Source organism: Ligilactobacillus aviarius (assembly GCF_001654615.1).
In the GTDB taxonomy this organism is placed as follows: Bacteria; Bacillota; Bacilli; order Lactobacillales; family Lactobacillaceae; genus Ligilactobacillus; species Ligilactobacillus aviarius_B.
This window is the reverse complement of record NZ_LWUD01000051.1, coordinates 118,267-135,001: the sequence shown is the minus strand read 5'-3', so window position 1 is coordinate 135,001 and position 16,735 is coordinate 118,267. Positions and strand designations below refer to the sequence as shown.

Sequence of the window (16,735 nt, the reverse complement as noted above, 5' to 3'; positions counted from 1 at the left end):
AATGAGACAAACACGGATGTTAATTCCGACACTGAAAGAAGTCCCGAGCGACGCGGAAGCAGTCAGTCACCAACTGATGCTGCGGGGCGGTTACATTAAGCAAATTTCAGCCGGAATGTATACATATTTACCGTTAGCCAACCGCGTTTTACAAAAAATCGAAGCAATTGTTCGCGAAGAAATGGATAAAATTGGCGCCGTTGAAATGCTTGCGCCGGCCGTAATTCCAGCCGAATTATGGCAACAATCTGGCCGGTATGATACTTACGGTCAAACATTGTTTAAGTTAAAGGATCGCCATGAGCGCGACTTTATCTTAGGGCCAACCCACGAAGAAACCTTTACCGAAGTTGTGAAGGATTCAGTGAAATCATACAAGAAACTGCCGTTGGTTTTATACCAAATTCAACCAAAATATCGTGATGAAAACCGGCCACGGTTTGGTTTATTGCGGGGCCGCGAATTCATTATGAAGGACGGCTACTCATTCCACGCTGATCGCGAAAGCCTTGACCAAGTCTTCAATGACATGGGAAATGCTTACCGGAACATTTTTAACCGTGTTGGATTGACATTCCGGGAAATTATTGCGGATTCAGGAACAATGGGGGGGAAAGATTCCCACGAATTTATGGCGATTGCTCCAATCGGGGAAGACACCGTTGTGTACTCTGACAGCAGTGATTACGCCGCTAACATTGAAAAGGCAACGAACTTACGCACGGTTCAAAAGTCACATGAAACGCCGCAAGAATTGAAGAAGGTTGAAACCCCGAATGCAAAGACGATTGACGAAGTTGCTGAATTCTTAGGTGTTGATCCGCAAGATGAAATTAAGACGTTGTTGTTTGTCGCAGATGATGAACCAATCGTCATTTTGATGCGCGGAAATGACGAATTAAACGAAACGAAATTGAAGAGCTTCTTAGGTGCTGACAACTTACGGCCAGCCGTTGAAGAAGAAGCCCAAAAGTACTTAGGTGCAAGCTTTGGCTCGTTAGGCCCGGTCGGAATCGATGAAAACCTTAAGGTATACGCTGACCTTGACGTTGAAGGCATGGTCAATGCGAGTGCCGGGGCCAACGAAGACGGTCATCACTATTTGAACGTTAACCTTGACCGCGACTTTAAGGTCGACCAGTTTGTTGATTTACGGACGGTTCGCGAAGGGGACACTTCTCCAGACGGCGAAGGCAAGTTGAAGTTTACCCGCGGAATCGAAATCGGCCACATCTTTAAGTTAGGTACCCGCTACTCAGAAAAGATGGGCGCCAACGTTTTAGATGCTAATGGGCGTTCAATTCCAATGATTATGGGATGTTACGGAATCGGAATTTCACGGTTGCTTTCAGCAATCATTGAGCAAAACCATGACGACAATGGAATGATTTGGCCACGCAGCATTGCGCCATTTGATATCCATGTTGTTCCGGTTAACGTGAAGAACGAAACTCAGCGGACATTAGCTGAAGATATTGAAAAGCTGTTGCAAGATGCCGGTTACCAAGTCTTACTTGATGATCGGAAGGAACGGGCCGGTGTTAAGTTTGCTGATTCAGACTTGATGGGCTTGCCAGTGCGGATCACGGTCGGCAAGAAGGCTGATGATGGTATTGTTGAAATTAAATTACGGAAATCTGGCGAAACGGTTGAAGTTAAGGTTGACGAATTAGTTGATTCTCTTGCAATTCTATTGAAAAATGTCGACTAATTAGCGAATTTTTCCGCCACGTCAGATCGTCAAAAACTGAAGAAAGATAAGACTGGGTTCTTTTGTCCCGGTCTTATTTTTGTTATGATAGAACAAGCACATAAATACGAGGGAGGACCAAAAGCGTGGCACTTAGTAAACAAGAATTATTTGAAAAGTTGCTTGAACAGGTTGATTGGCAACCGGATGCGGAATTTCAAGAAGCATTCAAAGATGCAGCAATCGACCAGGTTGAAGTTCATGTAAATTCGCACCGGTGGGATTTTCATTTAAAGGTCAATGATATCTTGCCGTTCAATGCTTATCAGGACTTAGCGAACCATGTTGCCGCTGCTTTTAAGGAAATTGCCGCAACCCGGTTAATTGTTGAAACGGAAGCTCCGACGGTCACGGATCACAATTTAGCGGATTACTGGGAATGGGCGGTGACGCACAGTGAAGTTCATTCACCGATGATTCATGAAGTTTTTCGCGGCAAAGTGCCGTACTTGGATCATAAACGGCCAATGATCGTTGCGGAAAACGAAGTCATTAAGGACTTTTTGACGACGAAAGCCCTTGGCCCGATCGAAGAGGAGTATCAACGACTTGGATTTCCGAAGATGACGTTTGCGACGATCGTTGATGATTCTAAATCCCAAGAAAAAATCAACGAATTTAAGGAACGCAAAGCGAAAAGCGATGCTGAATTAGCGCAAAAAGCAATGGCAGCGATCCAAAAGCAAAATGAAAAGCGCAAGAAAGCTGCGAAGAAGGCCGCTCCAGTTGACGGTCCGGTTGTGATTGGCCGGAAAATTGCCGATGACATTCCGGTTCGGCAAATGGTCGATATTAATGAAGAAGAACGGTCAGTGGTTGTTCAAGGCTATATTTTTGACCGTGAAATTCGGCAATTACGTTCAGAACGCAAACTGCTGATTTTGAAAGTTACGGATTACAGCTCATCATTCGTTATCAAGAAGTTTTCGCGGGATGAAAATGATGAAGCTCTGTTTGACGCGTTGAAACCGGGAAAATGGATCAAGGCGCGTGGAAGTGTCCAGGAAGATACTTACATGCGGGATTTGACGATCAATGCATATGACATTATGGAAGTCCATCATGAGGAACGCCAGGATACTGCGCCGGAAGATCAGAAACGGGTTGAACTGCACTTGCACACCAACATGAGTCAAATGGATGCTACGAACAGCATTTCGGATTACGTCGCACAAGCTGCTAAGTGGGGCCAAAAGGCAATTGCGGTTACTGACCATGGTGGCCTGCAAGCCTTCCCCGAAGCGCACACGGCAGGGCAGAAGAACAACGTCAAAATTTTATATGGCGTTGAAGCGGACATCGTTGAAGATGGCACCCCAATTGCATACAACGAACAGCACGTCAATTTGAAAGATGCCACTTATGTCGTCTTCGATACCGAAACAACGGGGCTGTCGGCGCGGTATAACAAGGTCATCGAATTGGCGGCCGTCAAGATGAAAAACGGGACGGTCATCGATCAGTTTGAACAGTTTATTGATCCGGGACACCCGCTTTCAGAAACGACGATCAATCTGACCAGTATTACGGACGATATGGTTCGGGGATCTAAGTCGGAAGAAGAAGTCTTCAAGATGTTCCAAGATTTCTGCAAGGGCTGTGTGATCGTTGGGCATAACGCAACGTTCGACGTTGACTTTATGAATACCGGTTACGAGCGGCATGGCTTGCCGTTGATCAGCGAACCGTGGATCGATACGTTACCATTAGCGCGGTTCCTGTACCCTGAAATGAAAGGATTCCGGTTAAATACCTTGGCGAAGAAGTTGGATGTTAACTTGGAACACCACCACCGGGCAATTTACGATGCTGAAGCCACCGGGTATATTTACTATGCAATGTTGAAGGACGCAGAAGAACGGTATGACATCCGGTTCCATGATCAGTTCAATCAATACATGGGGCAAAATGATGCTTATAAGCATGAACATCCATTCCATGCAACGATCCTGGCGCAAACGCAGGCGGGGTTGAAGAATCTTTTCAAGCTGATGTCAGATGGAATGACGAAGTACTTCTATCGTGTTGCGCGGATTCCGCGGTCCGTGTTGGATAAATACCGTGAAGGCTTGCTTGTTGGTTCAGCATGCGCTGACGGTGAAGTCTTTACGGCGATGATGCAAAAGGGCTACGGGGTTGCGAAGGAAAAGGCCAAGGATTACGACTACCTTGAAGTCCAACCGAAAGCCATTTATGCACCGTTGATCGAACAGGAATTGGTCAAAGATGAACACAACCTTGAAGAAATTATTGCTGACATGGTGAAGTTAGCGCATGAATTGAATATTCCGATTGCAGCTACGGGCGATGTGCACTTCATGAACAAGGAAGATGCAATCTACCGCAAGATTCTGATTCACTCGCAAGGCGGGGCTAATCCGTTGAACCGGTTGCGCAAGTTGCCGGATGCCCATTTTCGCACAACGGATGAGATGCTTGAAGCCTTTGATTTCTTAGGTGAAGATACGGCCAAGGAAATCGTTGTCGATAATCCGAACAAGATTGCGGCAATGTGCGATGAGATTTCGCCAGTTAAGGATAAATTGTATACGCCAAATATGCCGGGTGCCAATGATCAAATCCGCGAATTAGCGATGAACAAGGCGCATGAATGGTATGGCGATCCGTTGCCGAAATTGGTTCAAGCGCGGCTGGATAAAGAATTGAAATCTATTATTGGGAACGGGTTTGCGGTTATTTACTTGATTGCCCAAAAACTGGTATTTAAGTCAAACAAAGACGGGTACTTGGTCGGTTCCCGGGGGTCCGTTGGTTCAAGTTTTGTTGCTACCATGACCGGAATCACCGAAGTTAATCCATTGCCGCCGCATTACCGGTGTCCAAAATGCAAGTATTCGGAATTCTTCACAAAGGGTGAATACGGTTCGGGATACGATTTGCCGGATAAGGACTGTCCTGAATGCGGCACGCCGTTGATCAAGGACGGGCAGGAAATTCCATTTGAAACGTTCCTTGGATTTATGGGAAACAAGGTTCCGGATATCGATTTGAACTTCTCGGGGGACTATCAGCCAATCGGGCACAACTACACGAAAGTTCTGTTCGGGGAAAATAATGTTTACCGGGCCGGAACGATTGGGACGGTTGCTGACAAGACGGCGTACGGATATGTTAAAGCATATGAACGGGATACGGAACAAACCTTCCGCGGCGCTGAAGTTGACCGCTTAGCAAAGGGCGCAACTGGCGTTAAACGGACAACTGGCCAGCACCCGGCCGGAATTCTGGTTGTTCCGGATGACATGGAAATTTATGATTTTTCACCGATCCAATACCCGGCAGACGATCTGAATGCTCCATGGCGGACGACTCACTTTGATTTCCACTCGATTCACGATAATATTTTGAAACTTGATATCCTGGGGCATGATGATCCAACGATGATTCGGATGCTGCAAGATCTTTCCGGAATTGATCCGAAGTCGATTCCAACTGATGATCCTGGTGTGATGTCCCTGTTCTCTGGAACGGATGTTTTAGGCGTTACGCCGGAACAAATTCAATCGAAGACCGGAACGTTAGGGGTTCCTGAATTCGGAACGCGGTTTGTTCGGGGAATGCTTGAAAAGACGCACCCCGCAACCTTTGCGGAATTGCTGAAGATTTCAGGACTTTCTCACGGGACAGATGTTTGGTTAGGCAACGCCGAAGAATTGATTGAAAACGGCACGGCGAAGATGAGTGAAATCATCGGATGTCGTGACGATATCATGATGGATCTGATCCACTTCGGCGTAAATTCAGAAACGTCATTCCAGATCATGGAACATGTGCGGAAAGGGCGCGGAATTCCGGATGATTGGCAAAAGGAAATGCGCGAAGCCGATGTGCCTGACTGGTACATTGGTTCATGCTTGAAGATCAAGTACATGTTCCCGAAGGCCCACGCGGCAGCCTACGTTTTGATGGCATTGCGGATCGCGTACTTTAAGGTTTACTTCCCAATCATCTACTACGCTGCATACTTCTCTGTGCGGGCGGATGACTTTGATCTGGTCGCAATGGCTCATGGAAAAGAAGCCGTTAAGAATGCAATGAAGGAGATCAACGACAAGGGAATGGATGCCTCAACGAAGGAAAAGAACCTGTTGACGGTGCTTGAAATTGCGAACGAAATGCTCGAACGCGGCTTCAAGTTCAAGATGGTCGACATCAATAAGTCGGATGCTTCTGACTGGTTGATCATGGAAGACGGGAAGACTTTGCTGGCACCGTTCTCAGCCATTCCAGGATTAGGATTGAACGTTGCTAAACAAATCATCGCGGCGCGGGAAGAAAAAGCCTTCCTCTCAAAGGAAGACTTAGCTAAGCGTGGAAAGGTTTCCCAATCGATCATTGAATTTATGAACGAACAACACGTTCTCGATGATTTGCCGGATGAAAACCAGTTGAGTTTGTTTGATAATATGTTTTAAATAGAAAATAAAGTCTATGAATTTAACGTTCATAGGCTTTTGTTTTTTATACAGTGAAAGTTTGAAGTAACGCAAAAGAGCACATTAAGAACAAAAAACTATAGAATGTATTCTTTTGATCATGATATAATTAATCAAACAAGTTTGGTGTGTCAAGAGGAATAAAGCTTTAATGGTTAATCAAACTTTATTATTGCAATTGATTCAAGATATTGAATCAGAGTATTTGGAATTTTCAGATGAATTTTATAGTTCAAATGATATTAATAGAATAAAAAATTTAAAAAAGTATGGAATTGGAAAAGCGTTAAAAGATAATTATTTCATGTTTAAACTGCTTCCAATGTATCGAAAAACATTAATGAGTATAAATTTTGATTTGTGCTTTATGAATTATATTATTAACTATGATTTTAGAATTCGAATTAAATTATCAGATAGTATTCATATTAAGCTAAAACACTATCATTACCTTGAAAAAAAGCATGGAACCTTTTACATTGGAAAATCATTAAATGATATCTGGGGAGCAAGAATTGTTATTCCGAATGTAAACAATGATATTGACGAATTAAAAGAATTATTTGATACTTTAAGTACCAAGGATAATAATTTTAAGTACTATATAAAGAATAACGGCAGTTATAGAGCAGTACATTGTTATTTTCAAGCAGAAAATAAGTATTTTCCATGGGAATTACAAATCTGGGATGTTCAAGATAAAGTAATGAACACTCAATCGCATGATATTCACGAAAAAGAGAAAAGAATGTATTAAAGGAGGCCACACTATGTATATTCATTTAATAGCATTTGCTCGTTTTGATAATGGGAAAGAATTTGGATATGATTTTTCTGCTACTGAATCTGATTCAGAATTAATTAGTAAGAAAAACCAAGAACTTATAGATATGACCTCCGATGCAGAAAAGGCATTATATACAGTTCACACTTTGAAAACAGATGATTTAACTTTTGAGAGTGTAAAGAAGTTGGATCCTTATTTCAAGCAGGCAGAACAAGTGAAAGACATTAATGAGTTTATCAAGATAATTGATTCAAATCTCAACTTAACAGCCCTTGATGTTGCGGGTTATATTGAGCAAAGAGTTCCAGAAATTGGGAACTTTGCGTTGCAAAAAACACTTTATTATATTTACGCTGATTTTTTAGAAAGATTTGGAACGTCATTATTTACGTCACATTTTAAAGCCTTTGATCATGGACCGGTTGATACGGAAGTGTATCAAGTTAAAAAATACTTTAAAGATCAATTAAAGCAAAGTAACGCATTTGAGTTGAAGGTTCCTTTTTTAAGTAAAAGTGAGGAAATTATAAAGCTTGTAGATGAAGATATTACTAAGTATTCAGACTATTATGATCGAGTTTGGAAGAATTATAAAGGCAAAAATTCAGATTATAATTTAACTCACCAGAAAGGTACACCTTGGGACCGTGCCTATCAAAGGGGACAAAACAGTCAAATTTTAGATAGTGATATTATTAAATATCATCAACTTGAGTGTCGATAATCAACATACACTTGAATAATAATCGAGGAGGGAACAATATGTCGATTACAGTGAACGAGATCATTTTAGAGAAACCAAAAGAACATGACGTTATTGATGAATTATTTAACGACTTTGATCCTGACAAGTATTATAAAAAACATGATGTTCCTGGAATGGTAAATTGGGGAATGCCACAGGGACGTGAAATTTTTTAATGATTTGGAAAAATAGATATGTTAGCCTGTAACCCTAATGTTGCAGGCTATTTTTGAATATTGAATTTTATATATATAATTGTTATCCTTATCTGGCTATGTAAAAATCTAGGGAAATTATAAAGGAGCTAAAGTGATTGAAAAGGAATAAATGGATTGTAATTGGAATTGTTTTGTTGACGATTTTAACGCCAAGGGTTGCTTTTGCGAAAGGCTTTCATGATGATGGCGGAGGAGGTCACATCGAATTTCATGCTGATGAATATTTAATATCCGTGGGGCCAGATTTATCACTAATTAGCCATGATCATTTTTATGATGGTGAAGGTTCAGTAATAAGTTATAATGATGGAATTCAATCTTTTGGATTAAGGGTAAAAGATACATTTAATTATTTGATTCCGCAGGATTGGCATGGACACCGTTCATCGTATTATCATATAAGCAGCGGAATATATAGTAAAAATCAAAATTCGGCTTTGAATCAGTTGATTGATTGGGCATATAACCTGTTTTTTTTAACTGTTGGATTATATACCATTTTAGCTGATTTATTTTGGAATAATTTGCCAGATAAGGTTAAGGATTGGATTAGCAGCATTTTAACTTCTAAGGATCCTGAAAGGAACCGGCATGCAATAAAGAAAAAGCGGTAATTCCACAAAACCTTAAATATCCCTAAAAAATTTAAATCAAGCTTGATTTATGAAGAATTAAGGATAAAATAAAAATATCAAATTAATGATTGTAAGGTGGAGCGCAATGCTGTGTTCCACTTTTTTGGTGGGGGAAAATTATTAAAAATATTTGACCTTTAGTCAATCTTTCATTAAATTAAGAACTGATACATAAATAGTTAGAGGTGTAATTGTGAGATCAACGAAAGAGAGAAATTCGAACTTTGAATTATTGAGAATTATCGCAATGCTTTTCATTATCTTCCACCATTCGGTTGTTCATGGATTGTTGAATAACAATACAAGTATTGGTGGCTGGACGCCAGTTGCTACTAAGGTTTGGTTAACGACATTTACGGGGCAAATGGTCGCAACGCTCGGAAAGGTTGCCGTTGGAATTTTCGTAATGATTTCAGGTTATTTCTTAGTAAATTCTTCGATCAATGGCAAGAAGTCTTTCAAAAAGATTTTGATGTTGATCGTTCAAGTTTACCTTTACTCGATCATCATTTACTTTGTTGCCGTGCACTTTAAGTGGGTAAATCCGAAGAGTACGATTGTTCTTCAACAAACGTTCTTACCGCTTTTCTATAACAGTTGCTGGTTCGTAAGTGAGTATATTCTTTTATACTTAGTTTACCCGTACATCAACGTTGCATTACATAACATTACCCGGCAGCAATACCGTAATCTGATTATCATTATTGCCATCACGTTTACGCTGGTTCCAACGCTTATTCCAAACTTTGGAAGTTATGGCTGGTATGGTCAGCTGGTAGTCTTTATTCTGTACTATCTTATTGGTGGTTATATCCGACTTTACGGAACAAAGCATGAATGTCTTTTAGGAACGTTTTTGACAATTTCCGGTGCCGCTTTGATGGCGGTCGTAATCTTCTACTATGATTACATGGGAGCAACGACGCATAATCAACAGTTCTATCACAATAGCTTCATCAACATTGCAGGGCAATTTAGTCCGTCAATCGTTTTAATGGCAACCGGGATCATTTTGCTTTTCAAGAATATGCATCTCGGTCATAATCGACTGATCAATACAATTGCAGCAACCACGTTTGGCGTTTATCTGATCCACGATAACCCAATCATGGAACAAATGATTTGGCTGAAGTGGCTCAAAATGCCAGCTTTATTGGTTCCAAATGTAAAACATTATTTGGTTACAGCGGTAATTGTATGTCCGTTGATTTTCATTATTTGTTCTCTGATCGATTACGTCAGAATTTTGATTTTTAATGCGATCTCATTTATTTTTAGCAAATTCAGCAGAAGTAAATAATTGTGAAGGGATGGAGCACTGAAAAGTGTTTCATCCTTTTTTGAATATTAATGAATAGAGTCTTAAATGTAAAAGGTGTAACACTATTTAAAGAATGGTTTTATGGGTATACAATTAAATATTGGTTTATATTCTTTGTTAAGAAAATTATAAATATATAAACGTGAATGGAGAAATAGTTTATGGAAAAATTAGAATTATGGGACACCAATGAACTTACGGAAAATCATTTTGGAGAAGCTTTTTCTACAGACATTTCTAAGGGGCAACGAGCTAAGAAAATGCTAGAGAAAACTAAGGATTGTTCAAAGCAATTAAATGAAGTGAATGATTTACTTTATAATACAAAGGTATCTGAAAAAGATGAATGTTTAGAAATGTTTCAAAATATATATTATAATTTTGTTAATTTACAGAACTCAGAAGGAAAAGGGGGATTTTCAGTAAGTTCTCCTTTTAAAAAGGTAATTTCAAAAGGAACAAAATTGTATAGGGTTGTAGAAGACAAGAATTATAAGGGAATCAATTTTAATTCCCATCTTGGAAGAATGAATGAAGAGGGGGAACCAGTGTTATATACTGCTTTCAATGAGAAAGTAGCTTTAAGAGAGGTTCCTGAATTTCAGAAGAATTATTTGAATGAGTATGAAGTTGTAAACGACATACCGGTTTTATATTGTTATTTTGATAATATTGTATGTATGCAAAATGTAACAGAAGATGATCGAAAGATTGCTAAACAATTGTTATATTTTAAAAACAAGATACTTACAAAGGAAGCAACTGAAACTATAAAAGAAAAACTTTATTGGATAACTAATTGGTTATCTAATAGAGATATGATTAACAATTGTAATAGTTTGGGAGTAGTTTACGCTTCGACAAAAATGAAGGCTAGTCAGTCAGTTTTAAATCCTACCAAAAATAGTATTGGATTTAATAAGTATGCGGATTTCATATTTAAGGGTGATACTTTGAACGGATATATACAACTTAAAAAACAGAGTAAATTATAAGTTTGTATTAAAATAAATGTCAGATTATGGATAAAAGTCCTTTATCAGAAAATTTGTATTTTTGATAATCCAACGAGAAGTATTTGACGTTTAATCAAAATTTTTTTACAATTAATTTGAGTTAATTAATACTGATGTTTAAGCAATTTCGCTGTACGGAGAAGTTGCTTTTTTTAATGAGTATGAAGAGAAATTATTTGTAAAATATATTTCACAATCTTTTCCTGTACAATAGTTACTGGATTGAAAGGTCAAGTAATGAAAGAAGAAAAAATGCTAACGATCGTTGTTCCATGTTACAACGAGGAAGAAGTATTGCCTGAAACCGTTAAGGAACTTGGCGGAGTTCTTGAAAATATGATTACCGAACGAAAAGTTGCTGATAACAGTAAAATTTTATTTGTCGATGATGGCAGCAAGGACAAAACATGGAGTTTAATTCAAAAGTTTGAAAAAGAACATGATTATATTACTGGAATCAAGTTTAGCCGGAACTTTGGTCACCAAAATGCGCTTGTTGCTGGCTTAACAACGGCAGTTAACTATTCAGATATGATGATTACAATTGATGCTGATCTTCAAGATGATATCAATGCCATTCCAAAGATGGTTCAGAAGTACCATGAAGGGAAGGATATTGTCTATGGTGTGCGGAATAATCGTGACACCGACACAGCATTTAAACGAAAAACGGCGCTTGCTTTTTATGATTTGATGAAGAAGTTAGGGGTCAACATGGTTCCAAACTCTGCCGATTACCGTTTAATGAGTAAACGGGCGGTTGAAACATTGCTTCAATTTAAGGAACGAAACCTGTTCCTTCGTGGAATGGTGCCAATGGTTGGATTTCCATCAGCTAAGGTTTACTATGCTCGAAAAGAACGTTTTGCCGGTGAATCAAAGTATCCATTAAAGAAAATGATCAAGTTTGCGTTAGATGGGATCACTTCATTTTCAACAGTCCCCATTAAATTGATCATGGGTTTAGGAATCGGCGTTGTCTTTATTGGAATTGTTTTAATGATTTATACCTTTATTCAACGTTGTTTCGGACATGTTGTTGCTGGATGGTCATCAATGATGATTTCAATCTGGGTTCTTGGTGGAGTTCAGATGATTTGTATCAGTGTAATTGGAGAATACATTGGTAAGATTTATTCTGAGGTAAAAGGTCGTCCAAGATTTACGATTGAAGAAGATGATTATTCTGATAAATTTTAAGATATTATTTACCTTTAATTAGATAACAATTTAACTCAAAGAGTTATTATTTTATTTTAATTAACAGAGAAGGAGTGAGCGGATTGCAAAAGCTAAAAGAGGGTAAAATTAAGATTGATGATGAGACTAAGAAAAATATAATTAGGATTATTTTCTTTATAATTCTCAGTTTTTGTTATTTGATCTTTTTCTTTAATACTCAAAGACAACCAATCATTAAGGCAGATATTGACGGACAATTTAATTTTTCAAGAGTTATGAGTCTTGAAAATATTTGGAAATCACCAGTCAATTTTAAATATTTCCAGCATAATGCTTCAGCTGTTAATTTGATGTATCCATGGGCAACGGTTTATCCAATGTATTTGCTCATTAAGTTAACTGGGAGTATAGTTGGCGGTTATTATATTTATTTCTTCTTGATAACCTTTGCAACTCTTGAAATTACATATCAATGTGTGAAGAAGATGGGACAATCATCTTTACCATCAATTTTTGCATCTGTAGTTTATGCCTTTGCAATTTGTCGAACTTCAGATATTTATTATCGGGTTGATATGGGTGAAGTTATTTCAATGACGTTTTTCCCAATTGTTTTGTTAGGGATTTATCAAATTTTCTATAAAGAAAAACCAAATTGGAAGACGCTTGTAGTTGGAATGACATTTCTTGTATATACCCACGTTTTATCTTTAGCAATTGCGTCATTATTAGTTTTATTCTTCATTTGCGTAAGCTTAGTAAGAAAACAATTTACTAAAGAACGTTTTAAAGCATTATTAAAATCAGTTGGAATGACGATTTTATTAGGTTTAGGATTCCTTGTTCCAATGATTCAAACGATGCTTAATGGTAAAGTAAATGGTCCTGGTACGATGAATTTATACACATGTTCATTGATTCCGCGTCAATTACTTGATTGGTCTTTAAACAATGCTGCTGATAGCCGTGATGTGTTTAATCCAGTCTTTTTGATTTTAATTTTAGTTATTGTTTTAAATTTAAAGAAGATCAAAGGATTTTATAAAGATGTGCTGTTTGCAGCAACTTTCTTTACATTTATCTCAACTTCTTTATTCCCATGGGATGTTTTTCAAAAGATGTTTGGATTACTTCAATTCCCATGGCGCTTTATTACGATGGCGTCATTATTATTCCCAGTTGCAGCAAGTGAATTGGTTAAGAGTTACCAGTTAAATAATCCAGTCAATAAATCGGTTAAGGTATTTGGCCTTTTGATTTTAGGAGTAGTATTTACGCACTGGGGAGCAATGACGGGTGTAAATCAAATTGACGGTTATAACGTTGGTTCAAATAGTCATTATTATTTAAGTCAAATTACTCACAAAGCAGATTTTAACGGCTTAGGGGATTATTATCCTGCAAGTTCAAATGGGGATGCTGGACATATCAGTGACCAGAAAATGTGTGTAAATCAGGAATGGGTACACGTAAAACAAAAGATGGTTGACTCTACTGAAAGAACGTTCAGATATAATTCAAAGTCTGAAACGACAGCAATTCTCCCAGTATATGTATTCCCAGGTGAAAAAGTGACTGTTAATGGGGTTAAGCAAGCAACTCAAATTGCAGGTGCAGATGGTGCAACTCAAGTAAGTCTTGTTGATGGCGTGAATAATATCAAGATAAAGTACGGCTACACATTCCTTGCTAGAATCTCATGGATAGTTTCTTTAATTGCATTTTTTATTTTTTGTTGGGGTATTTTTCAACAAAATCGGGGGAAATATAAATCTGGAGTAAGCGGTTATGAATATAAGAAAGAAAATTAATTTGATGAAAAAGATAAATAGTGAAAATCAAGAAAAAATAGTACGACGAGGGTTATATTTTGTATTACCGTTTATAACAATGTTAATTGTTTTCATGATTCTTCGAATGGCTCCATTTGGAAACTCTTCAGTCATGACGTGGGATATGGGTGAGCAATATATTGATTTCTTCTCATTTTATCGTAATACATTATTACATCATCCCAGTCAGTTGCTTTATTCTTTTACGAACGGAATCGGCGGTGAAACCATTGGATTATGGGCATATTACTTATTAAGTCCGTTTAATTTGATTTTATTATTCTTTAGTCGAAGCGCATTACCAATTGGAGTTTTACTTTTAACCTTAATTAAATATGGTTGTGCAGGATTTGCTTTTGGTTACTTTTTAGAAAAATTAAACTGGATAGATCAAAAATGGATTCCAGCTGCTACTGTATGCTACTCAATGATGGGATGGGTTATTGCTAACCAACTGAACATAATGTGGTTAGATGTTTTGATTTTCATGCCGTTTATTTTATTGGGAATTGAAAAGATTTTCGATGAGGACAAATCGTTTTATTATACGGTATTCTTAGCATTATTACTCTTTGTTAATTTTTACATGGGATACATGGTATGTATCTTTGCGGTTTTATATTTTGCTTGGACTGCAACGCGAAAGTGGAACGGCTGGAAAGATTTAGAAAAGAAATTTTCACGCTTTGGAATCAGTTCGGTTTTAGCGGCTGGATCTGTTAGTTTCCTTTTACTGCCAACTTTCTTCGACATTACAAAGAGTAAGGGCGTGTATACTCAAAAATCAATTCAAGCTGTATTTGAATATGCACCGTGGAAAATGTTAACGAAGTTTATGGTTGGTTCATTGAATGATAATGCAATTCAGGGCGGACCGCCTAACTTATTCGTTGGAGCATTAATCTTATCTGGATTTATTATTTACTTTTTAGCTAAAGAAATCCCTTGGAAAGAAAAAATTTCTGCTGGAATTGTATCAGCGATTATGATTTTGGCAATGTGTTGGCAACCCCTTGATATTATGTGGCATGCTTTTCAAGGGCCAGTTGATTATCCATATCGTTTTAGCTTTATTGTAAGTGCTTGGATGATTTTACTTGCAGTTAGAGGTCTTACTAAAATTGGAAAGCCTAAAATATATCAACTGTTAATTAGCTTTATCATTCCAGTTGGATGTTGGGTTTTTGTATTTATTAAACACAAGAAATTTGATTATCTGACAGTTCCAAACATGATTACAACATTGGTATTTATGTTATTGACTGATCTTATCATGGTTTGGATGTTATTTGGCCGTGAAAAAACAATCAAAAAAATCCAATTGCAATCAGTTGCTGGATTCTTCTTGTTGTTATTTACGGTTGTTGAATGCGGAATTAATGGTTATCAATCAATTAAGACGTTAGGTTTTGCTCCAGCAAATACATATACAGATTTTGTTGCTAACCTCGATCCAGATATTGCTTGGATTGAGGCTCAAGAAAAACCAAATGATTTCTATCGGATTGGAAAAACTTTCCAACGAAGTGAAAATGATTCATTAAGCGCAGGATATCATGGAATGTCAGGTTTTACGTCTACTCAAAATGCGGCAGTTACGAAATTTATGGGAGCAATGGGACAGCCGAATTATTTAGGTAAAGAAGACTATATTGAAGGAACATTACTTACAGATTCTGTTATGGGCGTGAAATATTTCTTAGCGCCTAATAATCAGTTTAGTAATTTGGCAAGTTCAAATGCGATGACTCCGGCTTCATCTTATAGACCGGATATTTCGTTTTATGATTCAGTAAAGAAATTAAACGGGGTGACGATTTATCAAAATCCGTTAGCTTTATCCGTAGGGTTTGCAGCAGATAATAAAGTTCTTTCATCATCTGATTTTCCGTCAGGAGACTATACTGCAGATGATCAATCCTACTTATTAAACCGAATTACAGGTACTAATGAAAAATTCTTTGACCTCCTTGGATATCACGTGATAATGAGAAACTGCTCATTAGTCGGTGGCGTGAATGGGACGCTGGTAACGACTGATAAAGATAAACCTTCATCTTATGAAATAATTTTGAAAAACGTTTCAGCTGAACCATACTATTTACAATTAACAACAGATATAATTTGGAATGCAAATGTAACAATTAACGGTAATACAATTCCGGGATTTGAAAACGGAGGACAACCAGTTCTTGTCAATGTTTGTGCTAATGATCCAGGAAATACAATTAAGATTAATATTTCACCTAATAATGGCACGCCAATTAGTATGAATGATGTTCAGTTGTATAAGTTGAATCTTTCAAAACTCGAAAATTCAGTTTATAGCGTTATGAATAACCAATTGCAATTAACTCATAATGGAAGACTTCAATTACGTGGAGACATTGACATGCCTGGCGGACAGAAAGATGTAATGATGACTACAATTCCTTACAATAAAGGATGGACTGCAAAAGTTGATGGGCATAAAGTGAAAACTGAAAAAGCCTTTAACACATTCCTAGCAATTCATGTTCCAAAAGGAAAACATCGAATTGAATTGTCATTCTGGCCACCGTTATTGACATTAGGGATTATTGTTACACTGATTACGTGGGCAATTTTGGTTCTCTGTTGGAAATATGAGAAGAAAAATAAAAAATAAAAGAATTTCAATATCATTAAAGATATTGACAAAATCTTTAGCGGCTTTGTTTTATTACAAAGCCGTTTTTGATTTTTAATATGCTGCAACTGAATTTTCATGTTAAACTAACATCATTCAAATTTTATTGAATTAAAGAGGAGAA

At 37.7% G+C, this 16,735-nt stretch carries 11 protein-coding genes; all 11 read left to right on the top strand.

Going from position 1 to position 16,735, the window contains the following annotated elements; translation table 11 throughout:
- Window position 1: 1 nt before the first annotated feature.
- On the top strand, window positions 2–1,711 hold the full coding sequence (locus tag A3O17_RS06945; RefSeq protein WP_064213234.1) for a proline--tRNA ligase: 1,710 nt from the start codon (window positions 2–4) through the stop codon (window positions 1,709–1,711).
- A gap of 125 nt (window positions 1,712–1,836) precedes the next feature.
- Window positions 1,837–6,186 (top strand): PolC-type DNA polymerase III, encoded by a 4,350-nt coding sequence (locus A3O17_RS06940; protein ID WP_064213235.1) that lies wholly within the window; start codon window positions 1,837–1,839, stop codon window positions 6,184–6,186.
- A 172-nt stretch (window positions 6,187–6,358) separates the two neighbouring features.
- The gene (locus A3O17_RS06935; RefSeq protein WP_064213236.1) at window positions 6,359–6,964 is read left to right on the top strand and encodes a nucleotidyltransferase family protein; all 606 of its coding nucleotides are present in this window, start codon (window positions 6,359–6,361) and stop codon (window positions 6,962–6,964) included.
- A 13-nt stretch (window positions 6,965–6,977) separates the two neighbouring features.
- Window positions 6,978–7,718 carry a Panacea domain-containing protein gene (locus tag A3O17_RS06930; RefSeq protein ID WP_064213237.1) on the top strand — a complete coding sequence of 247 codons (741 nt, stop codon included), beginning with the start codon at window positions 6,978–6,980 and terminating at the stop codon, window positions 7,716–7,718.
- Between the two features lie 38 nt (window positions 7,719–7,756).
- On the top strand, window positions 7,757–7,915 hold the full coding sequence (locus A3O17_RS07880; RefSeq protein WP_155728811.1) for a hypothetical protein: 159 nt from the start codon (window positions 7,757–7,759) through the stop codon (window positions 7,913–7,915).
- A gap of 137 nt (window positions 7,916–8,052) precedes the next feature.
- Window positions 8,053–8,571 carry a hypothetical protein gene (locus A3O17_RS06925; protein ID WP_064213238.1) on the top strand — a complete coding sequence of 173 codons (519 nt, stop codon included), beginning with the start codon at window positions 8,053–8,055 and terminating at the stop codon, window positions 8,569–8,571.
- Window positions 8,572–8,785: 214 nt separating this feature from the next.
- Complete coding sequence (locus tag A3O17_RS06920; protein ID WP_155728930.1) at window positions 8,786–9,892, top strand: acyltransferase; 1,107 nt, start codon at window positions 8,786–8,788, stop codon at window positions 9,890–9,892.
- 182 nt (window positions 9,893–10,074) lie between these two features.
- Complete coding sequence (locus A3O17_RS06915) at window positions 10,075–10,908, top strand: hypothetical protein (RefSeq protein WP_064213240.1); 834 nt, start codon at window positions 10,075–10,077, stop codon at window positions 10,906–10,908.
- 258 nt (window positions 10,909–11,166) lie between these two features.
- Window positions 11,167–12,129, top strand: a complete 963-nt coding sequence (locus A3O17_RS06910; RefSeq protein ID WP_064213241.1) for a glycosyltransferase family 2 protein — start codon at window positions 11,167–11,169, stop codon at window positions 12,127–12,129.
- Between the two features lie 83 nt (window positions 12,130–12,212).
- A complete protein-coding gene (locus A3O17_RS06905) occupies window positions 12,213–13,922 on the top strand; it encodes a glycosyltransferase family protein (protein ID WP_155728931.1) in 1,710 nt (569 codons plus the stop codon).
- 4 nt (window positions 13,923–13,926) lie between these two features.
- Complete coding sequence (locus A3O17_RS06900) at window positions 13,927–16,590, top strand: YfhO family protein (RefSeq protein ID WP_191979383.1); 2,664 nt, start codon at window positions 13,927–13,929, stop codon at window positions 16,588–16,590.
- Window positions 16,591–16,735: the final 145 nt, after the last annotated feature.